General features: G+C 61.2%; 13 protein-coding genes. 10 read left to right on the top strand and 3 right to left on the bottom strand.

All coding sequences use genetic code 11. From position 1 onward, the window contains the following. Positions 1–9: 9 nt before the first annotated feature. Positions 10–666: a GntR family transcriptional regulator gene (locus tag ACO07N_RS12145; RefSeq protein ID WP_421981264.1), complete on the bottom strand. Its 657-nt coding sequence runs from the start codon at positions 664–666 to the stop codon at positions 10–12. Positions 667–808: 142 nt separating this feature from the next. Here ACO07N_RS12145 and dctP point away from each other — a divergent pair, with 142 nt between their 5' ends. The 6 genes from dctP (at position 809) to ACO07N_RS12115 (ending at position 8,301) form a co-directional block, all read left to right on the top strand. After that, positions 809–1,795 (top strand): TRAP transporter substrate-binding protein DctP, encoded by a 987-nt coding sequence (dctP, locus tag ACO07N_RS12140; protein WP_421981263.1) that lies wholly within the window; start codon positions 809–811, stop codon positions 1,793–1,795. A 67-nt stretch (positions 1,796–1,862) separates the two neighbouring features. Next, a complete protein-coding gene (locus ACO07N_RS12135; RefSeq protein ID WP_421981262.1) occupies positions 1,863–2,405 on the top strand; it encodes a TRAP transporter small permease in 543 nt (180 codons plus the stop codon). A 5-nt stretch (positions 2,406–2,410) separates the two neighbouring features. Then, complete coding sequence (locus tag ACO07N_RS12130) at positions 2,411–3,727, top strand: TRAP transporter large permease (RefSeq protein WP_421981261.1); 1,317 nt, start codon at positions 2,411–2,413, stop codon at positions 3,725–3,727. Beyond that, positions 3,724–5,004, top strand: coding sequence for a malonyl-CoA decarboxylase (locus ACO07N_RS12125; RefSeq protein WP_421981260.1), 1,281 nt, complete (start codon positions 3,724–3,726; stop codon positions 5,002–5,004). The genes ACO07N_RS12130 and ACO07N_RS12125 overlap by 4 nt, the downstream gene beginning before the upstream one ends. Beyond that, on the top strand, positions 4,985–6,502 hold the full coding sequence (locus tag ACO07N_RS12120; protein WP_421981259.1) for a malonate--CoA ligase: 1,518 nt from the start codon (positions 4,985–4,987) through the stop codon (positions 6,500–6,502). The genes ACO07N_RS12125 and ACO07N_RS12120 overlap by 20 nt, the downstream gene beginning before the upstream one ends. Positions 6,503–6,780: 278 nt before the next feature. Continuing rightward, positions 6,781–8,301 (top strand): ABC-F family ATP-binding cassette domain-containing protein, encoded by a 1,521-nt coding sequence (locus ACO07N_RS12115; RefSeq protein ID WP_421981258.1) that lies wholly within the window; start codon positions 6,781–6,783, stop codon positions 8,299–8,301. Between the two features lie 3 nt (positions 8,302–8,304). Here ACO07N_RS12115 and ACO07N_RS12110 read toward each other — a convergent pair whose 3' ends face one another. Then, positions 8,305–8,967, bottom strand: a complete 663-nt coding sequence (locus ACO07N_RS12110; protein ID WP_421981257.1) for a L,D-transpeptidase — start codon at positions 8,965–8,967, stop codon at positions 8,305–8,307. Between the two features lie 581 nt (positions 8,968–9,548). On the opposite strand from ACO07N_RS12110, the gene ACO07N_RS12105 reads away from it, so the two are divergent. From ACO07N_RS12105 to ACO07N_RS12090, 4 genes are read left to right on the top strand one after another with little or no spacing between them, the layout of a single operon-like run. Then, entirely contained in the window at positions 9,549–12,425 is a 2,877-nt protein-coding gene (locus tag ACO07N_RS12105) for a peroxidase family protein (protein ID WP_421981256.1), read from the top strand. A gap of 12 nt (positions 12,426–12,437) precedes the next feature. Continuing rightward, positions 12,438–14,081: a c-type cytochrome gene (locus ACO07N_RS12100; protein WP_421981255.1), complete on the top strand. Its 1,644-nt coding sequence runs from the start codon at positions 12,438–12,440 to the stop codon at positions 14,079–14,081. An 8-nt stretch (positions 14,082–14,089) separates the two neighbouring features. Continuing rightward, positions 14,090–14,695, top strand: coding sequence for a hypothetical protein (locus tag ACO07N_RS12095; protein ID WP_421981254.1), 606 nt, complete (start codon positions 14,090–14,092; stop codon positions 14,693–14,695). Then, on the top strand, positions 14,679–16,061 hold the full coding sequence (locus tag ACO07N_RS12090) for a hypothetical protein (protein ID WP_421981253.1): 1,383 nt from the start codon (positions 14,679–14,681) through the stop codon (positions 16,059–16,061). Before ACO07N_RS12095 ends, ACO07N_RS12090 begins: the two co-directional genes overlap by 17 nt. A gap of 35 nt (positions 16,062–16,096) precedes the next feature. On the opposite strand, the gene ACO07N_RS12085 is transcribed toward ACO07N_RS12090, so the two are convergent. Further along, positions 16,097–16,264 (bottom strand): hypothetical protein, encoded by a 168-nt coding sequence (locus ACO07N_RS12085; RefSeq protein WP_421981252.1) that lies wholly within the window; start codon positions 16,262–16,264, stop codon positions 16,097–16,099. Positions 16,265–16,284: the final 20 nt, after the last annotated feature.

Genomic DNA, 16,284 nt, shown 5'->3' with positions numbered 1-16,284 from the left:
CGGACAGTTCTATCCGGCCTTTTGCTTCAGGCTCGACATCAGATTGTGGAACTTCTCGCCCTGAACAGCGACATGATTGCGCAGGGCACCGGCCGCCTCTTCCGGGTTACCGTTCGACAGGGCCTCGACGATCGCCTCGTGTTCGGCCATGGACTGGGCCATGCGTCCCCGGAACTTCAGCTGCTGCCGCCGGAACGGCTTCAGGCGCTTGTGCAGTTTCGTCGCTTCCTGCTCCAGGAAACCGTTGCCCGATTGCCGGTAGATCGTCTTGTGGAAGCGTTCGTTTTCGGCGTAGTAGCCGTCCGTGTCCCGGGCCTCGACGGCCATCTGGCACCTGGCATTCGCGTCCCGAAGTTCTTCAATCGCCTCATCGGAAATCCTGAGTGCGGCCAGGCGGCCACACACGGCTTCAAGCTCCGCCATGACCTCGAACATCTCCATCAGTTCGATCGGTCCGGGCTGGCGCACGAACGCGCCGCGCCGCGGCACGAGCTCAACCAGCCCCGACAGCGCCAGCCTTTGAAGCGCTTCGCGCAGCGGTGTCCTGGATACGCCGAATTGCTCGGCGAGCCTCACCTCGTCGAGACGGTCCCCGTTCTGGAAAATGCCGCTGAAAATGTGCTCCTCAAGCGCTTCAGCAATGTTGTCGGCACGCCGTTGTTCCATGACATTTCTTCTAGTTCGGCGGGCGCTGAAACGCAAACCCGTAATTTTTGTATACAAGATTGTTGACTAAAAATACAGAACGATCTTACACTGCGCGCGCCGTCCGGGAGAAATTCCCGTTCGGGCACTTCGGGAGGAAAACATGAAATCAATTTTGAAAGGCGCGGTGGCAGCCCTTGCCGTCATGAGCACTGCGACGCTTGTTCAGGCGACGGAGCTCCGGCTGTCTCACCAATGGTCCAACAAGGATGTCCGCCATCAGGTCGCGCAGATCGTGGCTGATGAAGTCGCGGCCGCGGATGTCGATCTGGAGATCAAGATCTTCGGCTCGAAGTCCCTGTTCAAACCGCGCGAGCAATACAAGCCGCTCAGCCGCGGCCAGCTCGACATGACCGTGTTCCCGCTGAGCTACGCGGGCGGCCAGCAGCCGGCCTACAACCTGACCCTCATGCCGGGTCTGGTGAAGAACCACGACCACGCGGCCCGGCTCAGCGATTCGCCGTTCATGGACGCCCTGGAAGCGAAAATGGCCGACGATGACGTGATGGTTCTGGTCCATGGCTACCTGGCCGGCGGATTCGCCGGAACCGACAAGTGCATCACCAGCCCGGACGATGTGAAAGGATTGCAGACGCGCGCGGCAGGCAAGTCCTTCGAACAGATGCTTGCAGGCGCAGGCGCCTCGATCGCCTCCATGGCGTCTTCGGAGATCTACAACGCCATGCAGACGGGCGTTCTGCAGGCGGCCAACACGTCGTCTTCCTCGTTCGTCTCCTACCGCATCTACGAACAGGTCAAGTGCTACACACCTGCGGGCGACGTTGCTCTCTGGTTCATGTACCAGCCGCTTCTGATGAACAAGTCGACCTTCGAGGGTCTCACCGAAGCGCAGCAGCAGGCCCTTCTGGCCGGTGCTGAAAAGGCCGAGGCGTTCTACCTTGCAGAGGCGAAGAAACAGGATGCGGCCTCCGTCCAGGTGTTTGAGGAAGCCGGTGTCGAGATTGCACAGATGAGCCCGGAAGACTTCGAAGCCTGGCGCAAACTGGCAATGGAGACCTCGTACCAGAAATTCGTCGAAGAGGTTCCGGATGGGCAGGATCTGCTCGACAAGGCTCTCGCCGTAGAGTGACATGCCAGGTGGCGGCCGATGGCCGCCACTCTTTTTCTTTCAATCCCGGATCTTGAGGGAGTCGGTAATGGCCGGCCATAGCTCTGCTGTTGCCGCGCGCACGGGAAACAACCCGTTCCTGCGCGCCGTCGCAGCCATCTCAACCCTGGCAGGCTGGTGCTCGTCGGCCATGATCGTCGCCGCCGTGGCGATCACCTGCCAGATGATCTTCGTGCGGTTCGTTCTCAACGGGTCGACGGTCTGGCAGACAGAGGCGGTCATCTATCTCGTGATCGCGGCGACACTGGTCGGACTGCCCTATGTCCAGCGCCTGCGCGGGCACGTGAACGTCGATCTCATTCCGCTCTCGCTCGGCCCCCGTGCTCGGTTCCTGCTCGCCATGCTCACGTCCGTCCTGTCGATCGTCATCGTGTCGATCATGCTGTGGTACGGCTTTGAATACTGGCACTTCGCCTGGGATCGCGGCTGGCGCTCCGACACGGTCTGGGGCGTCAGGCTCTGGATCCCCTATCTCGCCATTCCGATCGGCTTCGGCCTGCTCCTGCTTCAGCTGATCGCTGACCTGGTGGCCGTCCTGACCGGAACCGACAAACCGTTTGGCCTGGAGTAAGCGAGATGGATCCCCTTCTTCTTGGTGCGATCGTTGCCATCGCCACAATCCTTGTTCTTTTCTCCGGCGTTTCGGTCGCCATCGGCCTCCTGATCGTTTCCGCCGGTTTCCTGATCATCTTCGACGGTCCCCGTTCGCTGGAACTCATGCCGGAAATCCTGTTCGGCAAGCTCGACAATTTCGCGCTCCTGTCGATCCCGATGTTCATCATCATGGGCGCATCGATCGCGTCGACGCGCGCCGGGGCCGATCTCTACGAAGCGCTGGAACGATGGCTGACGCGCGTCCCGGGTGGCCTGGTGGTCTCCAATCTGGGGGCGTGCGCGCTGTTCGCGGCCATGTCCGGATCGTCGCCGGCGACATGCGCTGCCATCGGCAAGATGGGCATTCCGGAAATGCGCAAGCGCGGCTATCCGGACGGTGTCGCCGCCGGCTCGATCGCCGCGGGCGGAACCCTCGGTATCCTGATCCCGCCCTCGGTGACGATGATCGTCTACGGCATCGCGACCGAGACCTCGATCGGCCGCCTGTTCCTTGCCGGCGTCATCCCCGGACTGCTGCTGGTCGGCCTGTTCATGGCCTGGTCGCTCTATTCGACCTGGCGGTCGGGCGAAGGCAAACGCCTGAGTTCGGGCAGTTACACATGGGGGCAGCGGTTTGAAATCCTGCCGCGCGTCCTGCCCTTCATCGCCATCATCCTGGGCGTTCTCTATGCCATGTATGGCGGGGTCGCAACACCGTCGGAGACCGCTGCGGTGGGTGCGCTACTGTGCCTGATGATCGCAATGATCATCTACAAGCTCTGGCAGCCCCAGGCGCTTTGGGTGGTGCTGCGGGACAGCACCAAGGAATCGGTGATGATCCTGTTCATCATCGCTGCCGCAGGCGTGTTCTCCTATATGCTCAGCTCGCTTTTCATCACACAGTCGATCGCTGAGTGGATCGGCACGCTGGACGTCAACCGCTGGGTCCTGATGGGGGCGGTCAACATCTTCCTGCTGATCGCCGGTTTCTTCCTGCCGCCGGTCGCCGTCATTCTGATGGCGGCTCCGATCCTCCTGCCGATCATCACGACAGCAGGTTTCGACCCGATCTGGTTTGCGGTGGTCCTGACGATCAACATGGAAATCGGCCTGATCTCCCCGCCCGTGGGCCTGAACCTATACGTGATCAACGGCATCGCGCCAGATATTTCACTGAAGACGATCCTGACCGGTTCCCTGCCGTTTGTCGGATGCATGGTGCTGGCGATCATTCTCCTGTGCCTGTTTCCGGAACTGGCGACCTGGCTTCCCGACGTGGTCATGGGGAAAGCGGTATGACGCTGTTAGCCGACCTTCTATCGACGGTCTTCGAGCGCCGTTACCGGCTCCCCGGGCGCTATTTCAGCAATGAGCGGCCGCTGGAAGACCTTGCCGACGAATTGGTCGGCTCGGCGGGCGAGACGTCGGGCCTCGCCCTTGCGCAGGATATCCTGTCCGGGTTCGAGAACCTGAATGACGACGAAAAACTCGTCTTCTTCCAGACGATCGCCGGCAGGCTCAACATCGACCCGGAAAAGGTGCGCGCCGCACTCAATGCCTATGAACGGTCACCGTCCAAGGCGACCTACCGGGATTTCATGACGGCCGCCGAGCCACGCCGGCAGGAGCTTTTCCGGCGCCTCAACAGGGTGCCGGGCGCAACGGGCACGCTCGTCGACATGCGTGCGGACCTCCTCAGGCTCGGCAAACAGGAACCGGATCTGGATGCGCTCGATCTCGATCTCAGGCATCTGTTCGCGTCCTGGTTCAATCGCGGCTTCCTGGTGCTCAGGCCGATCAACTGGGAAAGCCCGGCGCACATACTGGAAAAGATCATCGCCTATGAAGCCGTGCACGCGATTGACAGCTGGGATGACCTGCGCCGTCGCCTGGAACCGGCGGACCGGCGCTGCTTCGCCTTCTTTCATCCCTCCATGCCGGACGAACCGCTGATTTTCGTGGAGGTCGCCCTGACCAAGGGCATTGCCAATTCCATACAATCCCTTCTGGCTGAGGACCGGGAAGCACACGCGGCCGAAGATGCCGACACGGCGGTGTTCTATTCGATCTCGAATTGCCAGGCTGGTCTGGCCAACATTTCCTTCGGGAACTCGCTGATCAAGCAGGTCGCTTCCGACCTTGCGGCCGAGCTCGGCGGACTGAAGACATTCGTGACCCTGTCTCCCATCCCCGGCCTGACACGCTGGCTGGAACGAGAAGGCGACGCGTGGACAGATGATCAACCGGACGAGATAAAGGCCAAGGCGGCGCACTATCTCTTGAATGCCAAGTCGCGGGGAGAGCGGCCCTTCGATCCTGTCGCCCGGTTTCACCTCGGCAACGGCGCGATCGTTCATGCCGTCCACGCCGGGGCCGACACGTCCGAAAAGGGCCAGGCCCAGTCGGGCGGTGCGATGGTGAATTATCTTTACGATCTCTCCAAAGTGGCGCAAAACCACGAAAAATTCGCAACGACGCAGGAAGTCATGGCCACGGACGCAGTCAGGTCGCTCGCACGATCGGCTGCGCTCAACAAGAACAGAAAAGGCGACGCCAATGCCAAACCCACTCTTTGACAGCCTTTTTGGCATTCATGCCGGCAAGACGACGCCGTTTCTGCGATTGCTGGACGGGCACACCGTTACCCATCAGGCGTTTCTGGAAAAGGCCGCCAGGACTGCCAATTTTCTGACAGGGCTCGGCCTGACCGCCGGCGACCGCGTTGCCGTTCAGGTTCAAAAGTCGCCGGAAGCGCTTGCCCTTTACGCCGCCTGCGCGCAGGCCGGTCTGGTGTTCCTGCCGCTCAACACGGCCTATACGGTCGAGGAACTGACCTATTTCATCGACAATAGCGGTGCATCCCTGGTCGTCTGCGACAGCAAAAGCGAAGCCGATCTCAAGCCGGTTGCGGACAGCCTGGGGGCAAGGCTCGAAACGCTGAATGCGGACGGTTCGGGCTCCCTGAGCACGGGGGCGAGCGGCATGGAACCGCACTTTGCCACCGTGGAGCGCAGCGGCGATGACCTGGCCGCCTTTCTCTACACGTCCGGAACGACGGGCCGGTCCAAGGGCGCCATGCTCACGCAGAACAATCTCCTGTCCAACGCCCAGACACTCGTCAGGGAGTGGCGCTTCTCGAACGCGGATGTCCTCTTGCATGCGCTGCCGATCTTCCACACGCATGGCCTTTTCGTTGCAACGAATGTGATCCTTGCGGCTGGCGGCAGCATGATCTTCATGCCGAAATTCGACGTGGACGAGATCATTGCACACATGCCCGAGGCAACCTCGATGATGGGCGTGCCGACATTCTACACACGCCTCCTTGACGATCCCCGGTTCACAAAGGATCTGACGGCCCATATGCGTCTGTTCGTTTCCGGTTCCGCGCCACTTCTCGCCGAGACGCATATCCAGTTCGAGGAACGGACGGGTCACCGTATCCTGGAACGGTACGGCATGACCGAAACGAACATGAACACGTCCAACCCCTATGACGGCGAGCGGCGTGCGGGAACCGTCGGCTTCCCGCTTCCGGGCGTCGAGTTGAAGATCACCGACCCGGAAAGCGGGGCGAGCCTGCCCCAGGGCGACGTCGGCCAGATCGAAGTGCGCGGCCCCAATGTCTTCACGGGTTATTGGCAGATGCCGGAGAAAACAGCCGCAGAACTGCGCGGCGACGGGTTTTTCATCACTGGTGATCTCGGCCGCATAGACGATGACGGATATGTTCACATCGTCGGACGGAACAAGGACCTGATCATTTCCGGCGGCTACAACATCTATCCGAAAGAGATCGAGCTTGTCCTCGACGATCAGCCCGGCGTTCTGGAAAGTGCGGTGATCGGCGTGCCGCATCCCGATTTCGGTGAAACGGTGCTGGGTGTGATTGTACCGGAGAAAAACACGTCCCCGGACCTCGATGCGATGCATGACGCGGTCAAGGCATCGCTCGCCCGGTTCAAGCATCCGCGAAAACTCATCCTGCTGGACGAGTTGCCGCGCAACACGATGGGCAAGGTGCAGAAGAACGTCCTGCGCGATGCCTACAAGGACATGTTCGCGCCGGCCTGATCCGTGGCCGAACCATGCGTCCGCCGGTTTCATCGGCGCCAACAGCTATTCAAGGCAATTGACTGAATGAAGCAGCCGGACTAGCTTGGCGCGTGAACTCAACACGAACCGCAGGAGGATCACATGACATATTTTCGATATCATGATCGAACCCGCGGTCCCGTCCAGGCCCTGCAAACGCGTTTGTAGGGCTGATCGAAGGACATCATCAACGTCACGACGATCTGCCCACGAGGCGGCTCAGCGAGCCGCGTATCCCGGTTTGAAAGTTGTGATTCATGTCTTTGATCAATCTGCGCAATCTCGGCGTTGTTCTCTCCTCACCCCTGTTTGAAAACCTGAACCTGAGCCTTGAAAAGGGCGACCGGATCGGCCTCGTCGCGGCAAACGGCACGGGAAAATCCACCTTGCTGCGCGTCATGGCCGGCCTTGCCGAGGCAACCCACGGCGAGATGACGCTGGCAAGGGGCACCAAGGTCGGGCTCGTGTCCCAGGATGTCCCCGACAATCTTGCGAACCTGCCCCTTTACGACGCCGTCCTGTCCGCCCTCGCGCCGGACGAGATGGAGACGGAGAGCTGGCGCGTCGATATCGCGTTGAACGATCTCGCCGTTCCGGAAAGCAACTGGCATCAGCCCTTGACCAATTTGTCGGGCGGCTGGCAACGGGTTGCGCTTCTCGCCCGCGCCTGGGCAAGCGAACCCGATGTGCTGTTGCTGGACGAGCCGACGAACCACCTGGATCTCGGCCGGATCGGCATTCTGCAGGACTGGATGGCAACGGTTGCCCGCGGCACACCGATGATCATCGCGAGCCATGACCGCGCGTTCCTCGATGCCGTCTGCAACCGCACCCTCTTCCTGCGCCGCGAGGAATCGCAGCTGTTTTCGCTGCCCTACACCAACGCGCGTCAAAGCCTTGCGGAACTGGACAGTGCCGCCGAACGCCGGTTTCAGAACGACATGTCCAAGGCGAACCAGCTCCGGCGCAAGGCTGCAAAACTGAAGAATATCGGCGTCAACTCGGGGTCCGACCTGTTGCTCAGCAAGACCAAGCAGCTGAAAGAACGGGCGGACAAGATAGAGACCGCCGCCAGGCCCGCCGAAAGACCCCACTCTGCGGGCAAGATCCGGCTGGAAAATTCAGGCGTCCATGCAAAGGCGCTGGTCAGCCTGGCCGAATCCTTCGTGACGGTTCCGGGCGGACGCGTGCTGTTCAAACTTCCGCAGCTCTGGATCAATCCCGGCGACCGCGTGGTCGTTCTGGGAGCGAACGGCAGCGGAAAATCGCGGTTCCTGTCAAGGATCATGGACGCCGTCGGGGCCGAGACCGCCGACACGCGTGTTGCGCCTTCCGCCGTTTCAGGAGTGTCGGATCAGAACCTGTCGCAACTGAACCGCTTCAAGAACCCGCTGTCGGCGGTTACGGAGGCGTCCGATGTCGGCGACAACAGGGCGCGCGCGCTACTCGCCGAAGCCGGGCTTTCCATCGACCTGCAGGAAAAAAGCATTTCGACGCTTTCCGGCGGACAACGCAGCCGGCTGGCGATGCTGCTTCTGCGGCTCAAACGGCCGAACTTCTACATACTCGACGAGCCGACCAACCACCTCGACATTGACGGCCAGGAGGCGCTCGAGCACGAATTGCTGGTTCACAAGGCAACCGCGCTGATCGTCAGCCACGACCGGACCTTTGTCCGCAATGTCGGAACACGGTTCTGGCTGATCGACGGCAAACGGCTGACGGAAACGGACAGTCCCGAGCCATTCTTTGACGCGCAGGTGAACGGGACGGGCTGAGGGTCAGCCTAGAACGACGACCTTGGTGCCGACATCGACGCGCTTGTAGAGATCGATGATGTCCTGGTGCCACATGCGGATACAGCCGCTGGACGCATTGGTCCCGATGCTGCGCGGCTGATTGGTGCTGTGAATGCGGTAGAGCGTGTCCTTGTTGCCCTGCCAGAGATAGAGGCCGCGGGCACCGATCGGGTTGCCCGGGCCGCCTTCCTGGCCATCCCGGTATTTTTCCAGCTTCGGGTCGCGCTCGATCATTTCGTCGGGCGGGAACCATTTGGGCCATTCACGCTTGAAGCGGATCACCGCTTCACCGTTCCAGGCAAAGCCTGCCCGGCCGACGCCAATGCCGTAGCGGATTGCCCGTCCGCCCGGTTCGACCAGATAGAGGAACTTCTTTCTCGGATCGACGACGATCGTGCCGGCCGGATACCGTGTCGGATAAAACACGGTCTGGCGCAGATACTTCGGATCGAAGGACTGATAGTCGATGCCCGGCAGAGAAAATCCGCCATCGCGGACCGGGGCATAGGCGGACGCATAATTCGGCGTGCCGTCAGCCAGCGGTGTCAGGCCGGCCTGAACAGTCGATTTCTGCTGGCCCTGGCAGGCTGCCAGAAGAAAAGGAACAGAAAACACCAGGCTGCGGCGGCTCAGTTTTCGCGACATGTACGTGTCCTTTGGCTCATTCACGCTGGCAGGGGCATTCCGGCAACTCTGCCGGTTCGAAACGCCTCATGCACCCCTGACCGGCGTGTTTCCCTCAACTAGGTCAGGACCCTAACAACAAAATCAACATCAAAAGCAGGCAACAGTATTATGGTAAATGCGACCTTAACAAGGGCCGGCCGGGTTCAAATGCGCGGCGAATTTACCGCGTTGCAAGGCCATTGCACCCGCTCCTCAGGTCAATACGGGTTCAGATTTCCACCCGGCAGAGGTCTTTGACCGCCGGCGGTGCCGTTTTCCGGGTTGTAGACTGAAACGCTCTTTCTCCTGCGCCCCGAGCCAGACCGTGACAACACTCACGCCCCGAACCCGTCAAGTAAATTAAACAAATTTCTCATTTCAAAATTCCCCTTTTCCCTAAATGACTTCCTCTACTTTCGTAACGTAATTAATGTATCCATCAAGCACTGACATGTAAGAGCATTGAAAATGAAATAAATCAGAAATATAATACTTTACAACAGTTTATATTCTTTTCTTGTTTTTCTGATTTTTCTCTTATTGGTTGTGAGGGTACGTGTATGTTGGAACCAGAAGACCAAACCACTGAAGAAAAAACGGGCGATCTTGCCGGCATAACGAAGTGGGAGAGGTACAGTGACGAGAGAGGCGGAGCCGAGCAGGAACGGCGCGACTTCGAGCGGTTTGCGGCGACCATCCTGAAGGTTCAGGACAAGGTGCGCCGACGGTCCGGCGCGCTGCGTATTGACCGCGCCCAGCACGCCAAGGCGCTTCTTTCGGTCGACAATGCCGTCCTTCACGTTTCCGGGGACCTGCCCGATGACCTGGTCGCAGGTCATTGGCAAAAGGGCGCCGACCTTTCCACCACCCTGCGCCTGTCAAACGCCAGCGGTCAGCATCAGCCAGACAGCGAGCGGGACCTGCGGGGTGCGGCGCTCCGGGTCGATGCCGGAGATGAGGTCCAGGACCTCCTCATGACCAATTTTCCCGTGCCCCATGCGCGCGATGCGGAGCAGTTCATTGCCTTCGCCAGCGCGATGGCCGGCAACCGCATCATCGGGGTCGTCAAACTTCTTTTCGCAGTCGGTCCACGCGAGGCGATCCGCATGCTGCGCAACGTGTCCGGTGGAACGGGCCGCAAGGTGCACACGCTTTCGCAGGAAAGTTTCTGGAGCCGCGGCGCGATCCTGTGGGGCGACGCCGGTCCGGTCAGATATTTTATCCGGCCCGCATCCGGAGAGCCCGAAGCAGGCTCGGAGACGGACATTCCGACAGATCCGAATTACCTGCGCAGCGAGATCACGAAAAGGGTCCAGGAAGAAGAGGTCAGCTGGGAATTCTGCGTTCAGCGGTTCGTCAGCGAAGAGGTCACGCCGGTCGAAGACGCCGCCGCCGAATGGCCCGAGGACAGGTCGCCGCCGATCGTTGCCGCGCGCCTCACCGTTCCCGAACAGGACGTAACGACGCTCGAGGCACAGGACAAGGCCGCGGCCATCGACAGGCTTGCCTTCAACCCCTGGAACACGCAGCCCGGGTTCCGGCCGCTTGGCAATCTCAACCGGGCACGCAAGGCCGTCTATGCGGCCAGTGCCGCGCATCGGGCCCGCAAGAGGTTCTATGAACCCATTCCGCTGCGCAACCGGATCGTCACGGCCGTGCTGGCACCGACCTTCGGGTTCATCAATCGCTGGCGCCCCTGGTACCGGCTTCCGCATCTGGTTGCACTCCTGAACCTGTCGCTTCTGCGCCATCAGTTGCGCAAGGAAAACCTCATCGACCGCGAACCGGTCGAACCCAATCCGCAGGCGGCCCAGCCGGGCGGGCCGACGCCCGAAGCGGCCTGGGACGGCCGGTTTTTCGACGGAACGCAGAATGATCTCAGCGTTCCGGAGATGGGCAAGGTCGGCGCCGTGTTCGGGCGCAATCTCACGCCGGACCCGCGTCCGGACGACATCAACACGCCCAATCCGGTCGAAATCAGCCAGCAGCTGCTCTACCGGAAATCGTTCATCCCGGCGACCTCGCTCAACGTACTTGCAGCCGCCTGGATCCAGTTCCAGGTACATGACTGGGTGCAGCACGCCCGGCGCCCTCTCGGCGAGAGTGATCTGGAAGTCCCGATGCCGGAAGGCCAGACCTGGAAAAACACGCCCAAGGGCAAGAAAGAATCCGTGATGCGGATCGCCGGGGACCAGCCGATCGGAACCGAGGGCGACGACAGGCTGACCTTCGAGAACACCGTCTCGCACTGGTGGGACGGGTCGGAGATCTATGGCAGCAGCCTGCAGAAATCCGACCGGCTGAGGGATGGCACCGGTCCGATGCTGCGCCTGGAGAACGGCTATCTGCCGGAAAACGATCTCGGCATGGAAGTCACCGGTTTCAACGAAAGCTGGTGGCTTGGCCTCTCGGCCCTGCACACGCTGTTCGCACGCGAGCACAACACGGTCTGTGACGCGCTGCGCCGGGAGTACCGGGACTGGAACGATGAACGGATCTACCAGACCGCGCGGCTCGTCATCTCTGCCCTGATTGCAAAGATCCATACGGTCGAGTGGACACCCGCCATTCTTGCGACACCGGAAATCGATGTTGCCCTCAATGCGAACTGGTCCGGACCGGCGGGCGCATTTACCCGCATGGGGCTCTGGCTTCAGGAAGCGCACGCGCTGCGCGGCATTCCGGAAACACTGCCGGACCATCACGGCGCGCGTTATTGCCTGACGGAGGATTTCGTCACCGTCTACCGGCTGCATCCGCTTCTGCCGGACGACTGCCGTATCCATGACAGCCAGACAGGCACTTTCCGTGAAAAGCTCGAATTCAATGACATCCAGGGTATTCGAACCGACGAAGTCATGCGCCGGATCGGCCTGTCGGATGTCCTTTATTCGATGGGGAATGCCCATCCGGGCGCGATCACGCTGCACAACTATCCGCGCGCCCTTCAGCACTTCACGCGCACGTCGCACAATCTGAAGACCGAAATCATCGATCTCTCCGTCGTCGATATCATGCGCGAACGCTCGCGCGGCATTCCGCGCTACAACAAGTTCCGGCAAGGCCTGCACAAGCCGCCGATCCGCAGCTGGGAGGAGATCACCGCCAACGGTGAAGACGTCCGCCTGCTGAAGGATATCTACGGCTCGTTCGACAATATCGACACCATGGTCGGTCTCTTCGCGGAAACGCCGCCGCCGGGCTTCGGTTTCTCCGACACCGCGTTCCGCATCTTCATTCTGATGGCAACGCGACGGTTGCAGTCGGACCGGTTCCTGACCGTCGATTTCCGCCCGGAGATCTATTCACCGCTTGGTCTTGCCTGGGTCCAGGAAAACACGATGACCAGCATCATCCTGCGCCATTTCCCGGAATTCGCCAGCGTTCTGCCGACCGGGCAGAGCGCCTTCGCGCCCTGGCGTCCGCGTCAGACCTGAGGAGACACGCTCATGCCCGTCTCCGTTCCACGTCTGAACTATGTGTGGCGCGTCGCCCTCTGGGTTCTGAACGCCGTCGTGCTCGTTGCCGTGGTTGCCACCGGCTATCTCGTCTATGTCGAAACCACGTGGGCCAAGCCGAACTTGCGCGCCGCGCCCGAAGCCTTCCGGCACGGCACGATCGGCACCGAGGTCATGCCGCTGCCGGTCGCCCTTGTCCTGCCGGACCTGTTTCCGCACCACTTCCAGCCCGCCGGCCCGGAGGCGGGCAGCTGGGTGGACCAGTTCGGTTTCCTCGACGATCCCGACAACCCGAACGGCCTTCCGGTCGGCTTCACGACGACAAACTACCGGCCCTTGACGGCAGCGCCCTCGCCTGTTCCCTTTGTCGCGCTCACCTGCGCCCTCTGCCATACCACGGAATTCGGAACCTCGGACGATGCCGAGCCGGTGCGCCTGCTTGGGCCAGGCAGCGTTTCGATCAACCTGTTTGCGTGGCTGGACGCCTTTCAATCGTCGCTCCTGGAACGCATGCCCGCGCCGGCAGGCGAACCGGCGGAGACCGCGCCCTACCGCCTGACGGTGCCGGCCATCCTGGCGGCCTACGAGGACAAGACGGGCGAGACGCTTTCGCTCCCCGAACGCGTCATGACCGGGCTCTGGCTCCGGCAGATCAGAAACCGCCTTGAAGACGGCATTGCCCGTTTCGACGAACCCTACGGCCATGGCCGCTCGCGCGACGAGGATGTCACGCCGACCGGGCCGACGCGCACGCTGGCGTTCCGCACGCTTCTGCGCAACGTGATGCACTATCCGGCCAACAATCTGCCGATCCATTCCAAGATCGCCACGATCTACAATCAGGGTTGGCGTGAGCGGGCGCAGTTCGACGGCTCCGTGGCCGATGTCAATGCCCGCAGTTCACTGGCCGCGGTGGCGGCCGGTGCGACGGAAGTGAACCTTGCGCATCCCGAGATCGTCCACAATATCCGTGAGGCGATCGCCTATACGGTCGACCTGAAGCCTCCGGCTTTCGAAGACGTCTTCCCGGCCGCGGCCCCGCCGGATCCGGCTGCCGTTCAAAGAGGCCGGGAGGTTTACCGGAGCTATTGCATGTCCTGTCACGGAGACAAGGCCGCGGACGGCTGGGAAGCGGGTCCGCGGACACACGAAGTCATTCCCCTGAGCGAAATCGGCACCGATCCGGAACGGGTGATGTTCCGGCACTACGGCGAAATGCCGGATGCACTGCATGCCTATTTTCCCAAGGAACATCCGTTCACATTTGACCGGGGCGATGTCTTTCCGCAGCCGGAAGACGCCGGCAATCTTGCCATTCGCGGCTATGTCGCAGGGCCTGTCGACGGCGCGTTCCTCAGAGCGCCTTACCTGCACAATGCAAGCGTGCTGACGCTGGCCGAGCTGATCAATCTGGAGCCGAGGCGGCCGGAATTCTACCGGGGCCGGAACACCTACGACACCGAGCGCGCAGGGTTTCACAGCCCGTCCGCACGGGACGACAGACGGTATTTCCGGTTCGACACGACCGCACCCGGCAACTCCAATTCCGGGCATGATTATCCCTGGGCGATCGACGATCCACGGCGCGATCCCGCCGCCCTTTCAGACCTGCTCGCCTATCTGAAAACGCTGTGAGGTTCGACATGCCCAATGACAGACCGAGCGCGCTCACTCTCTCCCAGGTCACCCTGGTCAATGTACCTGCGGGACTTCTCATCATCTGGTGCATGATCGCACCGGAACTCGGTGGAGACCTGGAGCTCGGGCGCACCAAGCTGACCATCTGGGCGACGACGTTTCTGCTGCTGCCTGCCCTCGCCTTCTGGCTCTTTCGGACCTCCAGCCAGGTGGTCAGCAATCTGGCCTATCTTTTCTGGACCGGCGCCTGGGTGCTGTTCGTGCTTCACGCCTACTGGGCCGTCTTCATCATCTTCGACGGTGTCGCGGACACGTTTGTGCAACAGGGCACGGTGATTGCAGGCGGCAACTTCCTTTTGCTGGGCCTGTGGACGCTGGATGTCCTGATGATCTGGCTGCTGCCGGCGCGCATGCAGTCCTTCTGGTTCCAATTGATCGTCCGGCTGATCGCCTTCCTGATCTTCGCGGGCACGCTCGTCGTTCTCAGGGGCGGGGCGATTCAGGTTCTGGGTTTCGTATTCACCGGCACTCTCATCGTCGCCGCGCTGGTGCGCGCGATCGTCCAGGTGCCCGCACATAAAGTGGAGGCTCAACATGGACAAGCAGGTTAACACGCACAAGGGCCTCAACGACCTTCTCGCACGGCCGCTTCTGGAAACGATGTGGCGGCGCCGGACGCACCGGGTGCCGCGCGGCGTGGAAGAAGTCGCCGCCGGTTCCATGACGTACAAGTCGGAGCAGGAACCGAAGCCGCTGTCTGATCTTGAGGAAGCCGTTCTGATCGCCACGACCGGGGCGACGGGCCTGACCATGCCGGACAGGCCGTTTCAGGATCCGGACACCGGACGCCTCGTGATGGCAAAACCCAATCTGACGATGACGGGACGGACGGCGGGAAGCCCGGACAACGCACAAGGCACCCACTTCTTCCTGATCAACGACAGCGGCACCTATTTCCTGCGTCAGCTGCCGCCGAGCGGCGAACCTTTCTCGCCGGAGACGCTGATCGCGCGCGCGGCGGAGGCAAAGGTCCAGCTTCTTGACCGGCGCCTCGACGTGAACCAGGGCGGGCGGAACTTCCCCGCCTATCTCGACAGCAACCGCCTCCTTTCCAACCTGCCCGGGACAACGATCCTGGTCCCGGTGGTCGACCTTTCGCACCAGTATATCAACGGCCTGATGTATCTCCTGACGCAACCGGACGGGTCACGGCCCGCGCTTGTCGACGACAGAAACTTCTATTTCTCCGCCGGCGTTAAAGAGTGGGTGCGCAAAAAGTTCCTGAATGACGACATCAAGGTGCCGCTCGGCATCATCGGGTCTCTAAGAACGCAGCTGGAGGCACCACTGTTGCTGCAGAACCTCTTTCTCGTGGCCGAGGCGATGGGTCTCGGTGCCTGGATCCATGCGACCATCAGCCCTCCGGTTCTGACCGGCGATCCGAAATTCAGCGACCGCTACGGACCGATGCTGGGCTTCGAGCACGCCGTGCCGAAATGGCGGCTCATGGACATCCTGCGCTGGCACGTGCCCCTGCCTCGCTTCACCAACCTCCGGTCTCACCCCATTGCCCTGCGGCACAAGGGCGAAGACCTGATCGTTGCGAAGTGTCCGCCCAATTTCGCGACCATGAGCGACGCGGTCGATGCGGTTCTGGAAAAGAAATTCGGCACCGGCGGTGTCTATCAGGACCGAGAAACGTTCAAGAAGATCTACAAGGACGACTACGGCGAGCGCTATCTGGCGGAAGCGGCGGAGTACAATCAGGACGTCATCAGCTGCGCCCGCGACGTGTGCAATTACATCTACGACACGCACGGCCGTTTCCCGGCCCATTGCGAGGCCATCCACGTTCCCGGCGTGTGGCTACAGGTCCATCATGTCGAGATCCCGTATTACGAGAAGTTCTTCAAGGACGGCCTGACAGAGTGTCATCGCAACCACGATGACCTTTGGGACGGTGACGGCGGAAGCTGATTTCAAAAGCGGCAACAGGCCGCAGAATGCATGTGTCAGGAGCCTGTTTCGGCCGGGCCCGCGTAGGACGCCTCTTCTTCCGGGCTGTCGGCTCTCCAGTCCGGATCAAAATAAAAGCTGCTGGCAACAACAAGGACAACCGCAAGCCCGACGCATCCGAACGCCAGCAAGACTGCCCCTTTTTCAAAATTCCTGTTCTCCATGGATCCCCCAATTGGCCAAG

The organism is Roseibium sp. (assembly GCF_965229775.1).
In the GTDB taxonomy this organism is placed as follows: domain Bacteria; phylum Pseudomonadota; class Alphaproteobacteria; order Rhizobiales; family Stappiaceae; genus Roseibium.
Note: the sequence above shows the minus strand (reverse complement) of the source record. Positions and strands in the feature narration are given on the sequence as shown.

Excerpts from the sequence above, each read along its gene's own strand:
- ACO07N_RS12090 (WP_421981253.1), top strand. The coding sequence starts at position 14,679 with ATGGACAAGCAGGTTAACACGCACAAGGGCCTCAACGACCTTCTCGCA.
- ACO07N_RS12110 (WP_421981257.1), bottom strand. The coding sequence starts at position 8,967 with ATGTCGCGAAAACTGAGCCGCCGCAGCCTGGTGTTTTCTGTTCCTTTT.
- ACO07N_RS12125 (WP_421981260.1), top strand. The coding sequence starts at position 3,724 with ATGACGCTGTTAGCCGACCTTCTATCGACGGTCTTCGAGCGCCGTTAC.
- ACO07N_RS12115 (WP_421981258.1), top strand. The coding sequence starts at position 6,781 with ATGTCTTTGATCAATCTGCGCAATCTCGGCGTTGTTCTCTCCTCACCC.
- ACO07N_RS12120 (WP_421981259.1), top strand. The coding sequence starts at position 4,985 with ATGCCAAACCCACTCTTTGACAGCCTTTTTGGCATTCATGCCGGCAAG.
- ACO07N_RS12130 (WP_421981261.1), top strand. The coding sequence starts at position 2,411 with ATGGATCCCCTTCTTCTTGGTGCGATCGTTGCCATCGCCACAATCCTT.
- ACO07N_RS12135 (WP_421981262.1), top strand. The coding sequence starts at position 1,863 with ATGGCCGGCCATAGCTCTGCTGTTGCCGCGCGCACGGGAAACAACCCG.
- ACO07N_RS12085 (WP_421981252.1), bottom strand. The coding sequence starts at position 16,264 with ATGGAGAACAGGAATTTTGAAAAAGGGGCAGTCTTGCTGGCGTTCGGA.
- ACO07N_RS12145 (WP_421981264.1), bottom strand. The coding sequence starts at position 666 with ATGGAACAACGGCGTGCCGACAACATTGCTGAAGCGCTTGAGGAGCAC.
- dctP (WP_421981263.1), top strand. The coding sequence starts at position 809 with ATGAAATCAATTTTGAAAGGCGCGGTGGCAGCCCTTGCCGTCATGAGC.
- ACO07N_RS12095 (WP_421981254.1), top strand. The coding sequence starts at position 14,090 with ATGCCCAATGACAGACCGAGCGCGCTCACTCTCTCCCAGGTCACCCTG.
- ACO07N_RS12100 (WP_421981255.1), top strand. The coding sequence starts at position 12,438 with ATGCCCGTCTCCGTTCCACGTCTGAACTATGTGTGGCGCGTCGCCCTC.
- ACO07N_RS12105 (WP_421981256.1), top strand. The coding sequence starts at position 9,549 with ATGTTGGAACCAGAAGACCAAACCACTGAAGAAAAAACGGGCGATCTT.